Source organism: Sodalis praecaptivus, from assembly GCF_000517425.1.
Lineage (GTDB): Bacteria > Pseudomonadota > Gammaproteobacteria > Enterobacterales > Enterobacteriaceae > Sodalis_A > Sodalis_A praecaptivus.
In genome coordinates, this window is the sequence record NZ_CP006569.1 from 2,056,952 (window position 1) to 2,074,245 (window position 17,294).

Annotated in this window: 14 protein-coding genes, 1 tRNA gene and 2 other RNA genes; 6 read left to right on the top strand and 11 right to left on the bottom strand. The window is 57.0% G+C overall.

Features of this window, described 5'->3' with window-relative positions; genetic code table 11:
- Positions 1-105: 105 nt before the first annotated feature.
- From pncA to sppA, 3 genes are all read right to left on the bottom strand, one after another.
- Entirely contained in the window at positions 106-759 is a 654-nt protein-coding gene (gene pncA, locus SANT_RS09195) for a bifunctional nicotinamidase/pyrazinamidase (RefSeq protein ID WP_025421998.1), read from the bottom strand.
- Positions 734-1,789 carry an asparaginase gene (gene ansA / locus SANT_RS09200; RefSeq protein WP_025421999.1) on the bottom strand — a complete coding sequence of 352 codons (1,056 nt, stop codon included), beginning with the start codon at positions 1,787-1,789 and terminating at the stop codon, positions 734-736. The genes pncA and ansA overlap by 26 nt, the downstream gene beginning before the upstream one ends.
- 179 nt (positions 1,790-1,968) lie before the next feature.
- The gene (gene sppA / locus SANT_RS09205; RefSeq protein WP_025422000.1) at positions 1,969-3,822 is read right to left on the bottom strand and encodes a signal peptide peptidase SppA; all 1,854 of its coding nucleotides are present in this window, start codon (positions 3,820-3,822) and stop codon (positions 1,969-1,971) included.
- Between the two features lie 223 nt (positions 3,823-4,045).
- On the opposite strand from sppA, the gene SANT_RS09210 reads away from it, so the two are divergent.
- Complete coding sequence (locus tag SANT_RS09210) at positions 4,046-4,597, top strand: NAD(P)H nitroreductase (RefSeq protein WP_025422001.1); 552 nt, start codon at positions 4,046-4,048, stop codon at positions 4,595-4,597.
- Positions 4,598-4,739: 142 nt separating this feature from the next.
- Positions 4,740-6,695, top strand: coding sequence for a DNA topoisomerase III (locus SANT_RS09215; protein ID WP_025422002.1), 1,956 nt, complete (start codon positions 4,740-4,742; stop codon positions 6,693-6,695).
- Between the two features lie 50 nt (positions 6,696-6,745).
- Here the strand turns inward: SANT_RS09215 and SANT_RS09220 are convergent, their stop codons facing one another.
- The 7 genes from SANT_RS09220 to SANT_RS09240 all read right to left on the bottom strand — a co-directional run bounded on the left by SANT_RS09220 (position 6,746) and on the right by SANT_RS09240 (position 10,039).
- On the bottom strand, positions 6,746-7,147 hold the full coding sequence (locus SANT_RS09220; RefSeq protein WP_025422003.1) for a pyrimidine (deoxy)nucleoside triphosphate diphosphatase: 402 nt from the start codon (positions 7,145-7,147) through the stop codon (positions 6,746-6,748).
- Positions 7,148-7,152: 5 nt separating this feature from the next.
- The gene (gene xthA / locus SANT_RS09225) at positions 7,153-7,959 is read right to left on the bottom strand and encodes an exodeoxyribonuclease III (protein WP_025422004.1); all 807 of its coding nucleotides are present in this window, start codon (positions 7,957-7,959) and stop codon (positions 7,153-7,155) included.
- 121 nt (positions 7,960-8,080) lie between these two features.
- A non-coding RNA gene (locus SANT_RS23325) (RtT sRNA) lies at positions 8,081-8,208 on the bottom strand.
- A gap of 40 nt (positions 8,209-8,248) precedes the next feature.
- A non-coding RNA gene (locus SANT_RS23330) (RtT sRNA) lies at positions 8,249-8,376 on the bottom strand.
- A gap of 40 nt (positions 8,377-8,416) precedes the next feature.
- Positions 8,417-8,501 (bottom strand) — tRNA-Tyr (locus SANT_RS09230).
- 155 nt (positions 8,502-8,656) lie between these two features.
- Positions 8,657-9,505: a formyltetrahydrofolate deformylase gene (gene purU, locus SANT_RS09235; RefSeq protein ID WP_025422005.1), complete on the bottom strand. Its 849-nt coding sequence runs from the start codon at positions 9,503-9,505 to the stop codon at positions 8,657-8,659.
- A gap of 69 nt (positions 9,506-9,574) precedes the next feature.
- Positions 9,575-10,039: a YchJ family protein gene (locus SANT_RS09240; RefSeq protein WP_025422006.1), complete on the bottom strand. Its 465-nt coding sequence runs from the start codon at positions 10,037-10,039 to the stop codon at positions 9,575-9,577.
- Positions 10,040-10,501: 462 nt separating this feature from the next.
- On the opposite strand from SANT_RS09240, the gene rssB reads away from it, so the two are divergent.
- The 4 genes from rssB (at position 10,502) to SANT_RS09260 (ending at position 15,020) form a co-directional block, all read left to right on the top strand.
- The gene (gene rssB / locus SANT_RS09245; RefSeq protein ID WP_025422007.1) at positions 10,502-11,515 is read left to right on the top strand and encodes a two-component system response regulator RssB; all 1,014 of its coding nucleotides are present in this window, start codon (positions 10,502-10,504) and stop codon (positions 11,513-11,515) included.
- Positions 11,516-11,706: 191 nt separating this feature from the next.
- On the top strand, positions 11,707-12,609 hold the full coding sequence (gene galU, locus SANT_RS09250; RefSeq protein ID WP_025422008.1) for a UTP--glucose-1-phosphate uridylyltransferase GalU: 903 nt from the start codon (positions 11,707-11,709) through the stop codon (positions 12,607-12,609).
- 50 nt (positions 12,610-12,659) lie between these two features.
- A complete protein-coding gene (locus SANT_RS09255; protein WP_025422009.1) occupies positions 12,660-14,003 on the top strand; it encodes a UDP-glucose dehydrogenase family protein in 1,344 nt (447 codons plus the stop codon).
- 9 nt (positions 14,004-14,012) lie between these two features.
- A complete protein-coding gene (locus SANT_RS09260) occupies positions 14,013-15,020 on the top strand; it encodes an NAD-dependent epimerase (protein ID WP_025422010.1) in 1,008 nt (335 codons plus the stop codon).
- 1,321 nt (positions 15,021-16,341) lie between these two features.
- Here SANT_RS09260 and hns read toward each other — a convergent pair.
- On the bottom strand, positions 16,342-16,749 hold the full coding sequence (hns, locus tag SANT_RS09265) for a histone-like nucleoid-structuring protein H-NS (protein ID WP_025422011.1): 408 nt from the start codon (positions 16,747-16,749) through the stop codon (positions 16,342-16,344).
- Positions 16,750-17,294: the final 545 nt, after the last annotated feature.

Below are 17,294 nucleotides of genomic sequence, written 5' to 3' on the forward strand. Positions count from 1 at the left end.
GCTCAGCGCGCGACGGGATCTCACCCGGGACGCGACGGCGTCTCGGCGGACTGTCGGCGCGTCGCTTCAAAGCGCCGGTTATCCGTTCGGCGGGGGGCTTGGGGGTTAGCCAACCTCACAGGTCTCCAGCCGCGCGGCGAAGGCGTCCAGCGTCAGCATTTCTGCGCCGCGGCGCGCCATTTCCCGCAGCGCCTCGGCGCTGTCCTCCGGTTGCAAATTGACGCCGCGGCAGCCGTCGGTGAGCACCTCGACGGCGTAACCTAAATGCAGGGCGTCCAGCACGCTGTATTTCACGCAATAATCCGTGGCCAATCCCAGGACGGTCAGCCGGTCGATGTCGTGCGCGCGCAGCCAGCCGTCCAGGACGGTCTGCGCCCGGCGACCGTTGTCAAAAAAGGTGCTGTAACTGTCGATATGGCGCTGTTCGCCTTTGCGAAATACCGCCGCCAGACCCGCGCGGTTAAGCCGGGGATGGAAGTCCGCGCCCGGGGTCTCTTGCACGCAATGCACCGGCCACCAAATCTGCTCAAGCCCCTCCAGTACGCCGAGCGTATTGACCGGCTGCCCGGCGTTAATGGCGAAACTGCCGTGATCCCGTGGATGCCAGTCCTGGCTGGCCACCGCGGGAATGTTCCACCGGGCGCACAGCGCCAGCGCCGCATTGGCCACGGGGATCACCGCATCGCCCTGCGGCACCGCCAGCGCGCCGCCGGCGCAGAAATCATTCTGTAAATCAACCAACAATATTGCTCTGGCCATGGCTTTCTCCTGATGCATCGCTGCTGCTCAATTCGCCGCGCAGATCCTGCTGCATGAGACGGCGGATAGCCTGGTAGGGCAACGATTGGCTAAGTAAAAAATGCAGCTTGGTGAGGGCGGCTTCCACCGTCATATCAAAACCGCTAAGGACCCCGGCGCGGGCCAGGGCGTTGCCGGTGGCATAGCCGCCCATATCCACCCGGCCAGAGAGACATTGCGTCAGATTGACTACCACAATACCACGGTCGTCCGCTTGCTTAAGTTCGTGCAATAGCGCCGGGTGCTGCGGCGCATTGCCCACGCCATAGGAGCGCAGGATCAGCGCGCGCACCGGCTGGCGCAGAAAGTTGCCGACCACATCCGCGGAAATACCGGGGTAGAGGGTGACCACCCCGACAGGCTGGGGCGTGATGGGATGTACGATAAGCGGGCCACCTGCCGCGCATACCGGTGAGGGCGTAACACGGCGGATATGGATACCCGCCTCCAGCAACGGCGGCAAATTCGGTGAGGCGAAGGCATCGAACCCATCGGCATGGGCCTTAGTGGTACGGTTGCCGCGCAACAGTTTGTTATTGAAAAACAAACCGACTTCCTTGACCGGATAATGGGCGGCCAGATACAGCGCGTTGAGCAGATTGGTTTGCCCGTCGGAGCGGAGCGCTTCCAGGGGTATTTGCGAGCCGGTGACGATGACCGGCTTATCGAGATTCTCCAGCATGAACGACAGCGCGGAGGCGGTAAAGGCCATGGTATCCGTCCCGTGCAGGATAACAAAGCCATCATAGCGGTCATAGTTGGCGGCGATATCGCGGGCGATGGCTTGCCAGTCGTCGGGGGTCATGTCCGACGAATCGATCAATGGGGCGTATTCATGCACGGTAAAGTCCGGCATTTCGGGGCGGTAGAATTCCGGCATCCGCGCCAATTGACGCTGCAGGTGACCGGAAACCGGCACGTAGCCATTGTCCGAGCGCTGCATACCGATGGTGCCGCCGGTATAGGCGACGTAAATGGATTTCTTCTGCATGGGAGCGCGACGCGTAGTGGGCAGTTGCGCCAATTATAAGGCGCTTATTAAATAACACCAGCCGCCCGGGGCGTAACGCGTCGCAAGCAGAAAAAAACGCCCGGTTCAGACCGGGCGTGGGTGAAGGCGAGGGCGCTGGCGCGCCGGGCCGTTTCGATGCGGTAACGGCGCCAGCTCCTTTAGCGTACCACTTGCTCGCAGGAGAGACAGAACGCGTAGCGGTTTTGCGGATCGTTCCAGTTGAACCCCAGGCCGGCATCCATCTTCAGCCGGTCCACCACCTGTGTAACCGGCGCCGGCAGCCAGGATTGAATCACGCTGGGCAGTACGGCATATACCGACGCGCTGGTTTGCGTGAACAGTAAATCCAGCAGGCCCGGCTCATCCAGATACCAGTTCAACTGGTATTGCTTTAATTGCGCCAGTTCGGCGGCTTTAGTTACCGCGTCGTCGAAGTCCCCCAACTGGTCCACCAGGCCGTTTTGTGCGGCATCGCTACCGATCCAAACATGGCCTTGGCCGATTTTATCGACTTCCTCCGACGTCTTGTGGCGGGACTGCGCCACCAGGTCGATAAAGTTGTGATAACCATTTTCGACGTTAAGCTGCATCATCTGCGAGAATTCCGACGGCAGCGTTTTGGTCATCGACACATCCGCCAGCGGCGAGGTCGCGACGCCATCGGTGTGGACGCCGATGCTGTCAAGAGAGCTCTCCACGGTGTTGATCACCCCGAAGATACCAATCGATCCGGTCAGCGTGCTGGCGCTGGCGATGATGTAATTGGCGGGGGTGGAGACCCAATAACCGCCCGAGGCCGCGACGCCACCCATGGACACCACTACCGGTTTGCCCGCGGCGCGTGCGGCGGCCAGCTCAGAGCGGATAACTTCGGAGGCGGTCACGCTGCCGCCGGGGCTGTTAACCCGGAATACAATGGCTTTGATATCGGGATCCAACCTGGCATCGCGGATCTGGTCGGCGGTAGTGTCGCCTCCGACCGACCCCGGTGTTTCCGGGCCGTCGATAATGGCGCCATTGGCGAAGATCACGGCGATTTGCCCGCCCTGCTGCGACGGCGTCGCCGGCTGATAATCGTAAATACTGATGCCGTTGAACGCTTTGTCGCGCTTGTTCCAGCCAAAAGCCTTGGTCAGCGCATCGTCAATCGCCGAACGGGACGCCACTTCATCGACCCATTTGTTATTAAGAGCAAATTGCGCGGTATTGCCCTGAACCGCGCGCAGACCGTCCAGCATGGCCTGGGCGCCGGGGAACAGCTGCTGCGGCGTAATTTGCCGGTTGGCCGCGGCCGTCGTCAGATAATGCTGCCAAAGCTGACCTACCCAACGGCTATCGGCCTCGCGGGCGTCGTCGGACATATTGTCGCGCAGGAAAGGTTCGACCGCGGACTTATACGTGCCGACACGGAAGATGTGGCTATTGACCTTTAGCTTATCGAGTAAGGTTTTGTAGTAAAGGTTATTCGTGGCAATACCGTGTAAATCCACCGCGCCCTGGGGCGTGAGATAGATTTTATTGGCATAGCTGGCAAGGAAGTATTGTGCCTGGCTATAACTGTCGCCCACGGCGTAGATGGGTTTGCCGCTATCGCGGAATTCACGCAACGCTTTACCGATGTACTGTAGCGAGGCCTGATCCGCCCCGGCGAAATCTTTCAGCGACAGTACCAGCCCGGTGATATTGGCGTCGCCTTTCGCCTGGCGCAAGGTATCCACCACGTCAAACAGCGAATTTTCCTGCAGCCGGTTGCTGGACGCGCCGAGCAATTCGCGGCCGAGCTGACGGACTTTATTATTCATTGCCGGCTTATCGACCACGGTGCCGGTCAGATCCATCACCAAGGCGCCTTTTGTCGGCGTCGGCGGCGTGTGTCGCACTTGTAAATAGATCCCGACCACCACGATGATGAGGACCACCAGAAATACGTTGAGGATAAATTCGCGGATAAAATTCAGTAAACGCCAGCCCCATTTAAACGGGCCGGAAATAATTCGCCACAATGTGCGCATGAGATCTCCAATAAAACAGCGAAGTCCAAAATCATAATATAAAATTTGTTCGGCCGCGCTCTAAAAAACGCTACAGGTAAACCTTACCGCCGCGCGTTCAGGCCCTCGCCCCGGGCGTACGGAGAAAAGCGGGCTGCCGCCGCCCTCAACAACGGTAGCACGCTATTACAGGTCAGGGCGCTATGATACCGTTAACGCCTTATTCTACCTTAGGAGTAAACTCATGGACGCATTGGAACTGTTACTAAATCGCCGCTCTGCTTCCCGTTTAACCGAGCCCGCGCCGGCCGGTGAGGCGCTGGATCTGCTGCTGCGTGCGGGTATGCGCGCGCCGGACCATGGCGCTTTGCAACCGTGGCGCTTCATCATTATCGAAGGCGAAGGCCGCACCCGGCTGAGCGAGTTGCTCAGCCAGTCGGCGATGAACGCCGGCATGGATCCCAAAGGCATTGAGAAAGCGAAACAGGCGCCGTTTCGCGCGCCGTTGATTATCGCGGTCGTGGCCTACTGCGATAGCCAAAGTAACGTACCGCGCTGGGAGCAGGTGGTTTCCGCCGGCTGCGCGGTGCACGCCATGCAGATGGCGGCGTTGGCGCAGGGCTTTAACGGCATCTGGCGCACCGGCATTTGGACCGCGCAGCCGGACGTACGTGCCGCCTTCGGCTGTCGCGAGCAGGATGACATTGTCGGTTTTCTCTATCTCGGGACGCCCCAGTTGAAAGCCAGCACCACGGTATTGCCGCCGGCGACCGACGCCTTCGTGCGCCGCTTTTGATTGCATGTCGGCGGCCAATATTCGACGCGCGCCGGCCGCGATGCGTATCGCAGCAGATGCGCAAGACGCAGCGCCCGCCGGCGTAAAATGCTATGCTGTGCCGATCAAGACGGTTGCTTATCATTAGGTGTACACATCACAGATGCAGTTGTTTATCGCCGAAAAACCCAGTCTGGCCCGCGCCATCGCCGATGTTTTGCCACAGCCCCATCGCCGCGGCGATGGCTATATCGCCTGCGGCCCGGATCACGTGGTGACCTGGTGTATTGGTCATCTGCTGGAGCAGGCGCAGCCTGACGTCTATGACGGGCGCTATGCCCGCTGGTCGCTGGCGGATTTGCCTATTATTCCGGAAAAGTGGCGGCTACAGCCGCGGCCCGCGGTGCAAAAACAGCTAAATGTGATCAAAACGCTGCTCGCGCAGGCCGAACAGGTTATCCACGCCGGCGACCCCGACCGCGAGGGGCAACTGCTGGTGGATGAGGTGCTGGAGTATCTGGCGCTCGACGAGGCCAAACGCCGCGGCGCCAAGCGCTGTTTGGTCAATGATCTCAATCCGCAGGCGGTCAGCAAAGCGGTGAGCCGTTTGCGGGATAACAGCGAATTCGTGCCGTTGTGCGTATCGGCGCTGGCGCGGGCGCGCGCCGATTGGCTGTATGGGATCAATATGACCCGCGCTTACACCTTGATTGGACGCAATGCCGGCTATCAGGGGGTGTTGTCGGTAGGCAGAGTGCAGACGCCGGTGTTGGGCCTGGTGGTGAGACGGGACGAAGAGATAGAACATTTCGTGCCAAAAGCCTATTTTGAAGTGAAAGCGCATATTGTGACGCCGTCACAAGAACGCTTTACCGCCCTATGGGTACCCAGCGACGCGTGTGAAAGTTGGCAGGACGAAGAAGGGCGCTTGCTGCATCGTCCGCTGGCGGAGCATGTGGCCGCCCGTATCACCGGCCAGCCGGCGCAGGTGGTGCTTTATCAAGACAAACGGGAATCGGAAACGGCGCCGCTGCCGTTTTCCTTGTCGGCGCTGCAAATCGAGGCCGCCAAGCGTTTTGGCCTCAGCGCGCAGCAGGTGCTTGATACCTGTCAGCGGCTATATGAAACCCACAAACTCATCACCTATCCCCGCTCCGATTGCCGCTATTTGCCGGAAGAGCATTTCGCCGGACGTCAAGCGGTGTTGGCCGCCATAGCCGGTCACCAGCCCGAGCTGATGACGCAGGGCCAACTGAACACCGACCAGCGCAACCGCTGCTGGAACGATAAAAAAGTGGATGCGCACCACGCCATTATACCCACCGCCCGCGCCGGCCGCGGGGCGCTCAACGACAGCGAGCAGAAAATCTACGGTCTGGTGGCGCGCCAGTATTTGATGCAGTTTTGCGCCGACGCGGTTTTTCGTCGCTGTACTATCGAGTTGGCTATCGCCGGGGGCAAATTTGTCGCCCGCGCCCGTTTTCTTGCCGAAAGCGGCTGGCGCGCGCTGCTGGGCGCGAAAGAGCGGGATGAGGAGAACGAGGGCACGCCATTGCCGGTGGTCGCCGAGGGGGATACGCTGCTTTGCGAGCGGGGGGAAGTGGTGGCGCGTGAAACGCAACCGCCGCGGCCGTTCACCGACGCCAGTCTATTATCGGCGATGACCGGGATTGCCCGTTTTGTCCAGGATAAAGCGCTAAAGAAAATTCTGCGCGCCACCGACGGGCTGGGCACCGAAGCGACGCGCGCCGGCATTATCGAATTATTGTTTAAGCGTGGTTTTTTGTTTAAACAAGGACGCTACATCCACGCCAGCGATACCGGCCGCGGTTTGATCCATGCGCTGCCGTCGAGCGCCGCCAGCCCGGATATGACCGCGCAGTGGGAATCGTCGCTCACCCAAATAAGCGAGAAACAGTGCCGCTATCAAGATTTTATGCAGCCCTTGACGCAAACGCTACAGCAACTTATTCATCAGGCGCGCCAGCAGCCGGCGCCCTCATCCTTGCGGGGTCTGCCGCCGGCGACCGAAAAACCGCCGGTCAAAGGCGCACGACGTAGGCGTAAACCGCCCAAACCTTCCACCGACCCGCGTCCGCCCGCCGGCAGCGCGGCGTAAAGCACATCGCGCGCGCCCGCGCGGCGTCAGGTAAGACCATTATTGGGCCCTTATCGTCGGGCGGCGTCTTGGGCGATTAACGCCTGAATGAGGGGGGCATCCGCCGCCGCCAGCGGCAGGGCAAGCGCGCGCGAAGGAGGAAGCCAAATGCACTCGCTATGACAGTGTAACTCCAGCTCGCCGCGAAAGTGGGTCACGCGCCAGCCGTAGAGCAGAATTTCTCGCTCCCCTAGGACACGGCGATGCAGGGCGACAAACGAGCCTATCCGCACGTGCAGGGATAATTCTTCAAACAGCTCGCGCCTGAGCGCTTGGGGCTGTGTTTCGCCCGGCTCCACCTTGCCACCGGGCAATTCCCACAAGCCCGGTTGGTCACGGCGCTCATCGCGCCGGGCCAGTAGCAGGGCGCCGTCGCGGACGATAAGCCCCGCCACCACCGTAAGCGGCGGCATGGCACTCACAAATCGAAATCCGCCCACACCGGCGCGTGATCGGACGGTTTGTCCATCGCGCGGATACCGTAATCGATGCCGGTCGCCCGAACGGCGGACGCCAGCGGCCGCGAGGCCAGCAGGAGGTCAATACGCAGACCACGGTTATCATCAAAGCCGCGCGAGCGATAGTCAAACCAGGAGTAACGATCATCGCCGGAGGGATTGGCCTGGCGGTAAGTATCCACCAGTCCCCACGTCAACAGCCGGTCCATCCAGGCGCGCTCCTCCGGCAGGAAAGAGCATTTCCCGGTGCGCAGCCAGCGTTTACGGCTCTCTTCGCCGATACCAATGTCCAGATCGGTGGGGCTGATATTCATATCCCCCATGATAAGCAGCAGGGATTCGCCGTGGTGGCTTTGTTCCACATAGTCTTGCAGATCGCGGTAGAAGCGCTCTTTGGCAGGAAATTTGACCGGGTGGTCACGGCTTTCACCCTGGGGAAAGTAGCCATTAACCACCGTTAATACCCCTTTGGGCGTGATGAAATCGGCCATGATAATCCGGCGCTGGGCGTCGTCGCCGTCGGTACTAAAGCCGCGGCGGATGGCTAACGGTTTTTCCCGGCTGAGCAGCGCCACGCCGTAGTGGCCTTTCTGACCATGATAGTACACATGATAACCGTGGCGAGAGACCTCTTCGAGAGGGAACATATCGTCGTGAACTTTGGTTTCCTGTAGACCGATCACGTCCGGCTGCAGTGTCGTGATGATGGCTTCAAGCTGATGGGGGCGCGCGCGTAGCCCATTGATATTGAATGAGACAAACTTCATGGTTTCTGCCAGGTGAGAGGTTATCGGCAGATGTTAGCAGAAACCGTCAGCCATGAAAACGCGGCCAATGTCAGCGTCGGGCGAGAAAGAGGTCCGTGTGCCGTTAACAGGACGTTTAAGGGTGCGGGTGGGGAAGGATGATTCGCCGCTTTGCGGCTCACCCTACGGGCCGATGCTGCGCATCGTTGTCTCGCGCCGCTCGACGCGAACCTTGGTCGAAGGTTCTCACCTTCCCCCGCGAATATCAGGGAAACCAAGGTGGTGGTGGTTAGCAAGAAGCTTGATGAAAGGGTGGTGGGGGAAGGATGATTCGCCGCTTTGCGGCTCACCCTACGGGCCGATGCTGCGCATCGTTGTCTCGCGCCGCTCGACACGAACCTTGGTCGAAGGTTCTCACCTTCCCCCGCGAATATCAGGGAAACTTAGGTGGTGGTGGTTAGCAAGAAGCTTGATGAAATGGTGGTGGGGGAAGGATTCGAACCTTCGAAGTCTGTGACGGCAGATTTACAGTCTGCTCCCTTTGGCCGCTCGGGAACCCCACCTGAGCGAAAGATGACAATAACGCGTCAAGCGGGGCGCATCATATCAAATAAAGCGGCGCTGTAAAGCGCTAACGCGCGCCCCCCGATTCTTTTGCCGCTTTTTTCTCCAGCCGCGGACGAAATGCGCGCGATGATGGCCCCTACGCCGCGCGGCGTTAAAAAATAACGGTCCGATTGCCGTAGACGAACACCCGCTGCGCCAGCACGCGGTATAACGCTCGGCTCAGGACATTTTTCTCCACGTCCCGCCCCGCGCGCATCATATCTTCCGCGGTGTAGGTATGATCGACGTGAATCACGTCCTGAATAATGATAGGGCCTTCATCCAGGTTATCGTTAACGTAGTGCGCGGTGGCGCCAATGATCTTCACCCCGCGCTCATAGGCCTGGTGATACGGACGCGCGCCGATAAACGCCGGCAGGAACGAGTGATGAATATTGATGATTTGATTGGGGTAATGACGCACAAATGTCGGCGTTAGTACGCGCATGTATTTCGCCAGTACCACATAGTCCGGGGCGAAGGCGTCAATCTGCGCCATCATGCGCGCATCATGCTCCTCGCGGCTGAACCCTTCATGGCTTATCAGGTGGAAGGGGATATCAAACCGTTCTACCAGCGGCCGCAGCGTTTCGTGGTTGCCGATGACCGCGGCGATCTCCACATCGAGACCGCCATAAGCGCTTTTCATCAACAGATCACCTAGACAATGGGCTTCTTTCGTTACCAGCACCACGATGCGGCGCCGTCCGGCGTGATTCAATTCCCGCAGCGTTCCCGCAGGAAGTACCGCGTCCAGATCGGCCAGCAGCGCAGCATCATTGAATAATCCTTCCAATTCGGTGCGCATAAAAAAGCGACCGGTATGATGATCAACGTACTCGTTATTTTGCACGATATTCAACTGATGCTTGAAGCAAATGCTGGTGATTTGCGCAATCAGACCTTTGGCATCCGGACACAGGGTGCGTAATACCTTTCTTTGTACATTTTGCGACTGCATTGACTTGCGGATCCTGTCCTGTCTGTTGATTTTTGCCATGAAGCGGGCCGCGAGGGAGCGGCGGCCGAATTATTGTCCACAACACTTTTTGAATTTGAGGCCGGAGCCGCACGGGCACGGCACATTCCTGCCGGGTACAATATGCCGGCCGTCGACATAATACCAGCGTTCATCGAGGCGGACAAAGCGGGAACGTTCGTGAATAAAGCCGTTGCGCCGCTGCCGCTCGTCGTAAAAGCGGGCGATAAATTCCACATAGCCCTGGCCGGCATCTTGGCCGGCGGCGCAGTCGATCACCCGCAGACCGCGCCAACGGGTGGCGCGAAAGCCGTCGGTCAGCTCATTGCGCCACGCCGCGGCGCCGGCTTGTGGGTGCCAGGTGGCAACTAAATAATCGACATCCTCTACCACAAAGGCGCTGTAGCGTGAACGCATCAGCTGTTCGGGGGTCGCGGGCAGCAGGTCACCCGAAAGGAATGGGGCACAGCAGTCGGCATATGGCCTACCGCTGTCGCAGGGGCAAATTGAGCGCACGCGACTCCTTGTTCAATGAGGGGGTAGCGACCCACGCGATCGCACATGCGGGGGACAAAAAGGTATTTTACCCAAAGCGACCGCCGCTGCGACTATTTTGGCTAAACACCGGCGAATAAAATGCCCGGCGGTGGCCACAAGGGCGGGGTTTTACCCTGTATCGGCGGTTAGCCCTTGTCAAGCCGGACAGAAAGCTCCATCATTTTGCACTGCAAAGATGCAAATTTCCTTAATGGCGACTACGCTCGTAAGAGGTGCAATGGGATTTTAACGTCGTCGGCGACGGCATCATGGCCGTTAAATGGGGTAGTAATGGGGCCGTCGGGAGAGCCGGGCACCAGGTTTTATGATTATGTGAGCGGATGAAAAACCAGCAGCAGACTAAACAGCCCCTGTCATTACTTATAAGCAAAAGTGGTGTGTTGCAGCCACTGTTAGAAATAAGCGGAGGAAGGGGTTTCAATGGCCAAACCGTTAGCAAACAAACTTGTTCTTATCATTGAGGATGAGGCTGTTTTTCGATCCGTACTGAAGCAATTTCTGCTGACATTAGGGGCTGATGTCGTCGAGGCCGATCAAGGGCAACACGCGCTGGATAAGTTGGCGTCCATCCGTCCGGATCTTATCATCTGCGATCTGGAAATGCCCGAAATGAACGGTCTGACCTTTGTTGAGCGTTTTCGCGCGACCGATACCACCACCCCTATTCTGATTGTCTCCGGCACCGATCAAATGACCGATATCGCCCGGGTTCTTCGGCTCGGGGTGCAGGACGTGTTGCTGAAACCGGTGGAGGATTTCCCCCGTTTGCGCGAAACGGTGCTGGGCTGTCTTTATCCCGATATGTTCACCTCCAAAGTCGACGAAGAAGAGCAACTGTTTCAGGATTGGGACGCGCTGAGCCAGCATCCGGGGGCCGCGGCGAAACTACTCAAACAGTTACAGCCTCCGGTTCAGCAGAATATTGCGCAATGCCGGGTCAATTATCGCCAGTTAACCATGGCGGAGCAGCCGGGCCTGGTGCTGGATATCGCCGCGCTTTCCGATCACGATCTGGCTTTTTATTGCCTGGACGTCACCCGTGCCGAAGAGAAAGGGGTTTTGGCGGCCTTGCTGTTACGAGCGCTGTTCAACGGCCTGCTACAGGCGCATTTAGCCAATCGCGCGCACCGGCTGCCGGAATTATCCACCTTGTTGAAACAGGTGAATCAACTTTTGCGTAAAGCGAATCTTGAAGGACAATTTCCTTTATTAGTAGGCTATTATCATCGCGTAATGAATAATTTAATTTTAGTGTCGGCCGGCCTCAACGCCACACTGAATACCAATAACCAGCAAATCCAGTTAAATAGTGGCGTACCGCTCGGCTCGATGGGGAATGCCTACCTCAATCAGGTCAGCCAGCACTGCACCGCCTGGCAATGCCAGGTCTGGGGCGCCGGCGGCCGTCTGCGGCTCATGCTCAACACCGACTAGCCGTCCAGCGCGTCGGCTTTCGTATACAGAATAATCAAGTTAATACCTTTTAACCCTCACTATTGGGTAATTGTCCTATTTTAGACTGAACGCCCATTATTCCACGGGTTTCCCATGCCGAAACTGATATAATCGAAAAGTTAAACATATTATAGAGATAAAATTTTATCTTAACGAAAGAGAGGTGGTTCATGTCTGCTATTACGACAAAAGTGAAAAAAGCAGTAATCCCGGTGGCGGGATTGGGCACACGAATGTTGCCGGCAACCAAAGCGATCCCGAAGGAAATGCTTCCCCTGGTGGATAAGCCTCTGATTCAGTATGTGGTGAATGAATGTATCGCCGCAGGCATCAACGAGATCATTTTGGTCACCCACTCGTCCAAAAATTCCATTGAAAACCATTTCGATACCAGTTTCGAGCTGGAAGCGATGCTGGAAAAACGCGTCAAGCGTCAACTGTTGGCGGAGATCCAGGCGATCTGCCCCCCCCATGTAACCATTATGCAGGTTCGTCAGGGGCTGGCCAAAGGCCTGGGGCACGCGGTGTTGTGCGCGCACCCGCTGGTGGGAGATGAGCCGGTTGCGGTGATCCTGCCCGACGTGATTATCGATGAATATGAATCTAACCTACAGACCGAAAATCTGGCGGCGATGCTAAAACGCTTTGAAGATACCGGCCGCAGTCAAATTTTGGTCGAGCCGGTGGATGATGTCACCAGCTACGGCGTGGTGGATTGCCAGGGCAAGACCCTCAATCCGGGTGATAGCGTAGAGATGGTGGGCGTGGTCGAAAAACCGTCGGCGGAAGAAGCACCGTCTAATCTGTCCGTGGTTGGCCGCTATGTGCTGTCCGCCGATATTTGGGCACTGCTGGAAAAAACCCCTCCCGGAGCCGGCAATGAAATTCAGCTGACCGACGCGATTGCTATGCTGATGGACAAAGAAACCGTCGAGGCCTACCACCTGAAGGGGCTGAGCCACGACTGCGGCAACAAACTGGGCTACATGCAGGCGTTCGTTGAATATGGCCTGCGTCATGAAAGTCTTGGCAAAGAATTCAAAACGTGGTTAAAAGACGCCATCACAGAATAAAGCGCTGAAGCTTTTTGGCTACATATTGACACAGACCAGGATCATCCAACATGAAAGTAACGGTTTTTGGTATCGGCTATGTCGGCTTGGTGCAGGCGGCGGTTTTAGCCGAAGTGGGGCACGACGTGTTGTGCGTCGACGTGGATGAGCGCAAAGTCGAGAATCTGAAAAAAGGCGTGATTCCCATTTTCGAGCCGGGGCTGACGCCGCTGGTGCAGCAGAATTATGAAGCCGGACGGCTAAAATTTACGACGGATGCGCAGGCCGGCGTCAATCATGGCGTCATGCAGTTTATCGCGGTAGGAACGCCGCCGGACGAAGACGGCTCTGCGGATCTGAAATACGTGACCGCCGTAGCGCGGACCATCGCCCAGCACATGAACGATCACAAAGTGGTACTGGATAAATCCACCGTGCCGGTGGGTACGGCGGATAAAGTCCGCGCCGTGATGCAGGAAACGCTGCAAAGCCGCAATAGTACGCTGACGTTCGATGTGGTATCCAACCCTGAATTTTTGAAAGAAGGGGCGGCGGTAGCCGACTGCATGCGCCCTGAGCGAATTGTGGTAGGCACCGACAATGAAGATGTGGTGGAATTACTCCATGAGCTTTACGAGCCGTTTAACCGCAACCACGACCGGATGATCCTGATGGATATCCGTAGCGCCGAGCTGACCAAATATGCCGCCAACTGTATGCTGGCCACCAAAATCAGCTTTATGAATGAAATGTCCAATCTGGCGGAATTGCTGGGTGCGGATGTGGAGAAAGTACGCCAGGGCATTGGCTCGGACTCGCGCATCGGTTACAGTTTTATTTACCCTGGCTGCGGCTATGGCGGCTCTTGCTTCCCGAAAGACGTGCAGGCGCTCATTCGGACCGCCGAGCAGATCGGTTATCAGCCCAAGCTGCTGCAGGCTGTCGAAGACGTAAACTACCAGCAGAAAGACAAACTGCCGGCCTTTATTCGCCGCCATTTCGGCGACGATTTAAGCGGCAAAACCTTTGCGCTGTGGGGGCTGTCGTTTAAACCCAACACCGACGATATGCGCGAAGCATCAAGCCGAGTGTTGATGGAAGCGTTATGGCAGGCCGGCGCGACGATTCAGGCTTTCGATCCGGAAGCGATGAATGAAACGCAGCGCATTTACGGCCACCGCGACGATCTGCAATTGATGGGCACCAAAGAAGCCGCCCTGCGCGGCGCCGATGCGCTGGTCATCTGCACCGAATGGCAGAACTTCCGCGCGCCGGATTTCGATGTCCTTAAGGCGGCGCTGAAACAGCCGGTGATCTTTGATGGCCGTAATTTATACGATCCGGAACGCCTCGCTAATCGCGGCTTTGTCTATTATGGCATTGGCCGCGGCGCGTCGCTTGCTTCTCCTTCCTAAGAGACCGCGATGAAATTTTTGGTCACCGGCGCCGCCGGTTTTATTGGCTATCATGTCAGCAGGCGTCTGCTCGCTGACGGTCATCAGGTGATCGGTATCGACAACCTGAGCGATTATTATGATGTGTCGTTAAAGCAAGCCCGTCTTGACGGTCTGCGGGCCTATGACGCTTTCCGTTTCCACAAGCTTGATTTGGCGGACCGGCAGGGCATCGCCAGCCTGTTTGCCGATGAAGGGTTTGAGCGGGTGATCCACCTTGGCGCACAGGCCGGGGTACGCTATTCGCTGGACAATCCCCTGGCCTACGGTGACGCCAATCTGATCGGTCATCTTAATATCCTTGAAGGGTGCCGGCATACGCAGGTGGGGCATCTGCTGTACGCCTCCTCCAGTTCGGTCTATGGCCTTAACCGCAAGTTGCCCTTTTCCACGGACGATGCGGTGGATCATCCGGTGTCGCTGTATGCGGCCACCAAAAAAGCCAATGAGCTGATGGCGCACACTTATGCGCACCTGTATCGGTTGCCGACCACCGGCCTGCGCTTTTTTACCGTTTATGGCCCATGGGGGCGCCCGGATATGGCGTTGTTCAAGTTTACCCGGGCGATGCTCAACGGCGAGCGTATCGACGTCTACAACGGCGGAGACATGCTGCGCGACTTTACCTATATTGACGACATTGTCGAAGCCATCATGCGTCTGCAGGACGTTATTCCGGCGTCGGATGCCGGCTGGACGGTGGAAACCGGCTCGCCGGCGGCGAGTTCCGCGCCTTATCGCGTCTACAATATTGGCAATAGTCAGCCGGTAAAGCTCATGGACTATATTCAGGCGCTGGAAGAGGCCCTCGGTATCCAGGCAGAGAAGAATCTGCTGCCAATGCAGCCCGGCGATGTGCTGGAAACCAGCGCGGACACGCAGGCGCTGTATCGCGCGATTGGCTTCAAACCGCAGACGCCGGTGGCGGAAGGGGTCAAACATTTCGTCGAATGGTATCGCGAGTATTATCAGCGTTAATGTATCGCCACCCAATAGCGATAAAAGCGGCCGGTCGGCCGCTTTTTTTTTGCCTGTCATGTCTGGGGTCTCCGCCGCGGTCGTTTATGCGCCAGCCGGCAGGAGGACAGCCACGCGCGCCGCGCCAAGGGGCATAGTGGCCACGCCGGAGCCTAGCGGCCAGATAGGGTTTATAGACCGGTTGGGTGGCGTAGCGCTCGCACCAAGGCCCGTCAGCGCGTCTCAACGCGGCGAGAGAAGGCGGTTATTGCTAGCCTGCCAATAGGCAGTGGCCCGGGCGATGGACGGCGCCCAAGGATTCCTGTTGCTGATATGCCTCGATATGAGACATGACTCGGCAGTAGAGGCAATGCCGCGGCGACACCTGAGCGAATGCGACCTGATGAGGTCGTTGTCTTGCCACTTGGCACTTGCCACTTGCCGCTGCGGATATTCCCGGCGGCTGGCTTATCGCCGCGGGTAGGAATAAGCGGGGACGAAAGCCTTCCCGGATCGGACTGCGGATTCAGGTCGGCATAAACGGGGCTTCGCCGTTATATCTTTTGCGATTCATCAAATGCAGGCACGGGAAACAGGACCGGAAATATGGCTTCCTCACAGGCGCTTCCTGTTTGCGCAACAGGCAGGCACCGCGGCTAAAAAGGGAACGCGGAAGGTTCATCCGCTAATATACATACAGGTTAACGAACATATTCACCCTATGAAAAAGCTCTCAAGAATGCGGCATAACGCACATTTTGGCAGCAGGGCGGTCCTATTTTGGCCTGACGATTTGCCGCCTTCTTTACCGTTTTTGGCAATATACTGCAAGAGAAAAGGTCATAACGCTTACCTTCGGCCATTGAAATCACTGCAAGTGAAATATTTCTTGAACATCAGAATGCCTTCAAATCAAACCGTCTTCGCGCTAACGGCTTTTTAACTCATCGGCAAATTAGCGCAGAGAAGTGTGTCGGTTTGTCACAATGGAATAGCCCAGACACCGATCGCGAGTTTGTGAATGTGAAGATATTGTTGGATTATAACGGCGCAATGGCGGCGCTATCGTGAAACGCCGGGGGTAATCCCCACTCTTCCGGCCGTTCAGTAGTTAATTATTCTGTTCATAATTTACTCATCACAAGGTTTGTTTGCTGATTATTTAAAAACCTCTATGGCGCAGACCCGTGTGGAATAGACTGCGGCTTCGGGAAAGTGCTTGCATGATGGCGGGTAATAGGGCAAAGGATTGGACCTTTGTACGCGGTGCACAACGCAAAGGGCAGATAAAAAAAACCCGCTGCGGGCAGCGGGTTTTTTGCAACTTGGGTCGGCTAGGCGATTACAGCAGGAAATCTTCCAGTGCTTTGCCTTCTTCATCAATCGCTTTTTTGATTACCGCCGGGGTACGGCCTTGGCCGGTCCAGGTTTTAACGTCGCCGTTTTCGTCGGTGTACTGATATTTCGCCGGACGAGCGGCACGCTTGGTTTTACCCGCGGATTTAGAGGCGCTCATCGACTGCAGCAATTCGTTCGGGTCGATGCCATCGGCAATCAACATTTCGCGGTATTGCTGTAATTTGCGCGTACGCTCTTCAATTTCGGCCTGGGCTTGACTATCTTCCTCGCGGCGTTCATTGACAACGACCTCTAGTTTCTCCAGCATTTCTTCAAGAGTTTCCAGAGTGCATTCTCTGGCCTGTGCGCGCAGAGTACGGATGTTGTTAAGAATCTTTAGTGCTTCGCTCATTGACATAATCTCGAATATTATAAAGGGGGCGTCCCAGTAATAATAGAGCGCTAGTTTCTTTTCTGCAATACCCAGATTGTGATTAATCAAAAATATTCTTTATAAATGCCCATGACCCCGCAACTGTAAATATATTGTGTTCGCCGGACGCGGCAAAATTGATTCATCAGGTTCCGTTTTTCCTTCAGGACGCCTTATGAGTGCATAATGCACTGCTGATTTCATTATAAGGAAGGTTTATATCACCGCGCCGGCGGGGGGTTATAACCGCTGTAGACCTTCCCGGCGGCTGAAAAATAAAAGCTTTACAGCATAATCTCCTGCGTTGTCTTATATCGCCTGCAGCGGGACGTTCCCCCTTTGGGTCCGCTCACAGCCGCGATAAATGCCGCCTTTACCCCCCGTTAATGCCGATAGCGCGAGCGTTTTAACCCGGAGGAAACTATAACTCGCCCGCCGTTGGCGGCCGCTGCGCGTTTTTTTATTGCTCGGGGAAGCAAGTTATTGTCCGGCGGGCTCGCCGCTGCCGCCGGTGCGGGATTGTG

Coding starts and splice junctions, on each gene's coding strand:
- pncA (WP_025421998.1), bottom strand. CDS start 759: ATGGCCAGAGCAATATTGTTGGTTGATTTACAGAATGATTTCTGCGCC.
- ansA (WP_025421999.1), bottom strand. CDS start 1,789: ATGCAGAAGAAATCCATTTACGTCGCCTATACCGGCGGCACCATCGGT.
- sppA (WP_025422000.1), bottom strand. CDS start 3,822: ATGCGCACATTGTGGCGAATTATTTCCGGCCCGTTTAAATGGGGCTGG.
- SANT_RS09210 (WP_025422001.1), top strand. CDS start 4,046: ATGGACGCATTGGAACTGTTACTAAATCGCCGCTCTGCTTCCCGTTTA.
- SANT_RS09215 (WP_025422002.1), top strand. CDS start 4,740: ATGCAGTTGTTTATCGCCGAAAAACCCAGTCTGGCCCGCGCCATCGCC.
- SANT_RS09220 (WP_025422003.1), bottom strand. CDS start 7,147: ATGCCGCCGCTTACGGTGGTGGCGGGGCTTATCGTCCGCGACGGCGCC.
- xthA (WP_025422004.1), bottom strand. CDS start 7,959: ATGAAGTTTGTCTCATTCAATATCAATGGGCTACGCGCGCGCCCCCAT.
- purU (WP_025422005.1), bottom strand. CDS start 9,505: ATGCAGTCGCAAAATGTACAAAGAAAGGTATTACGCACCCTGTGTCCG.
- rssB (WP_025422007.1), top strand. CDS start 10,502: ATGGCCAAACCGTTAGCAAACAAACTTGTTCTTATCATTGAGGATGAG.
- galU (WP_025422008.1), top strand. CDS start 11,707: ATGTCTGCTATTACGACAAAAGTGAAAAAAGCAGTAATCCCGGTGGCG.
- SANT_RS09255 (WP_025422009.1), top strand. CDS start 12,660: ATGAAAGTAACGGTTTTTGGTATCGGCTATGTCGGCTTGGTGCAGGCG.
- SANT_RS09260 (WP_025422010.1), top strand. CDS start 14,013: ATGAAATTTTTGGTCACCGGCGCCGCCGGTTTTATTGGCTATCATGTC.
- hns (WP_025422011.1), bottom strand. CDS start 16,749: ATGAGCGAAGCACTAAAGATTCTTAACAACATCCGTACTCTGCGCGCA.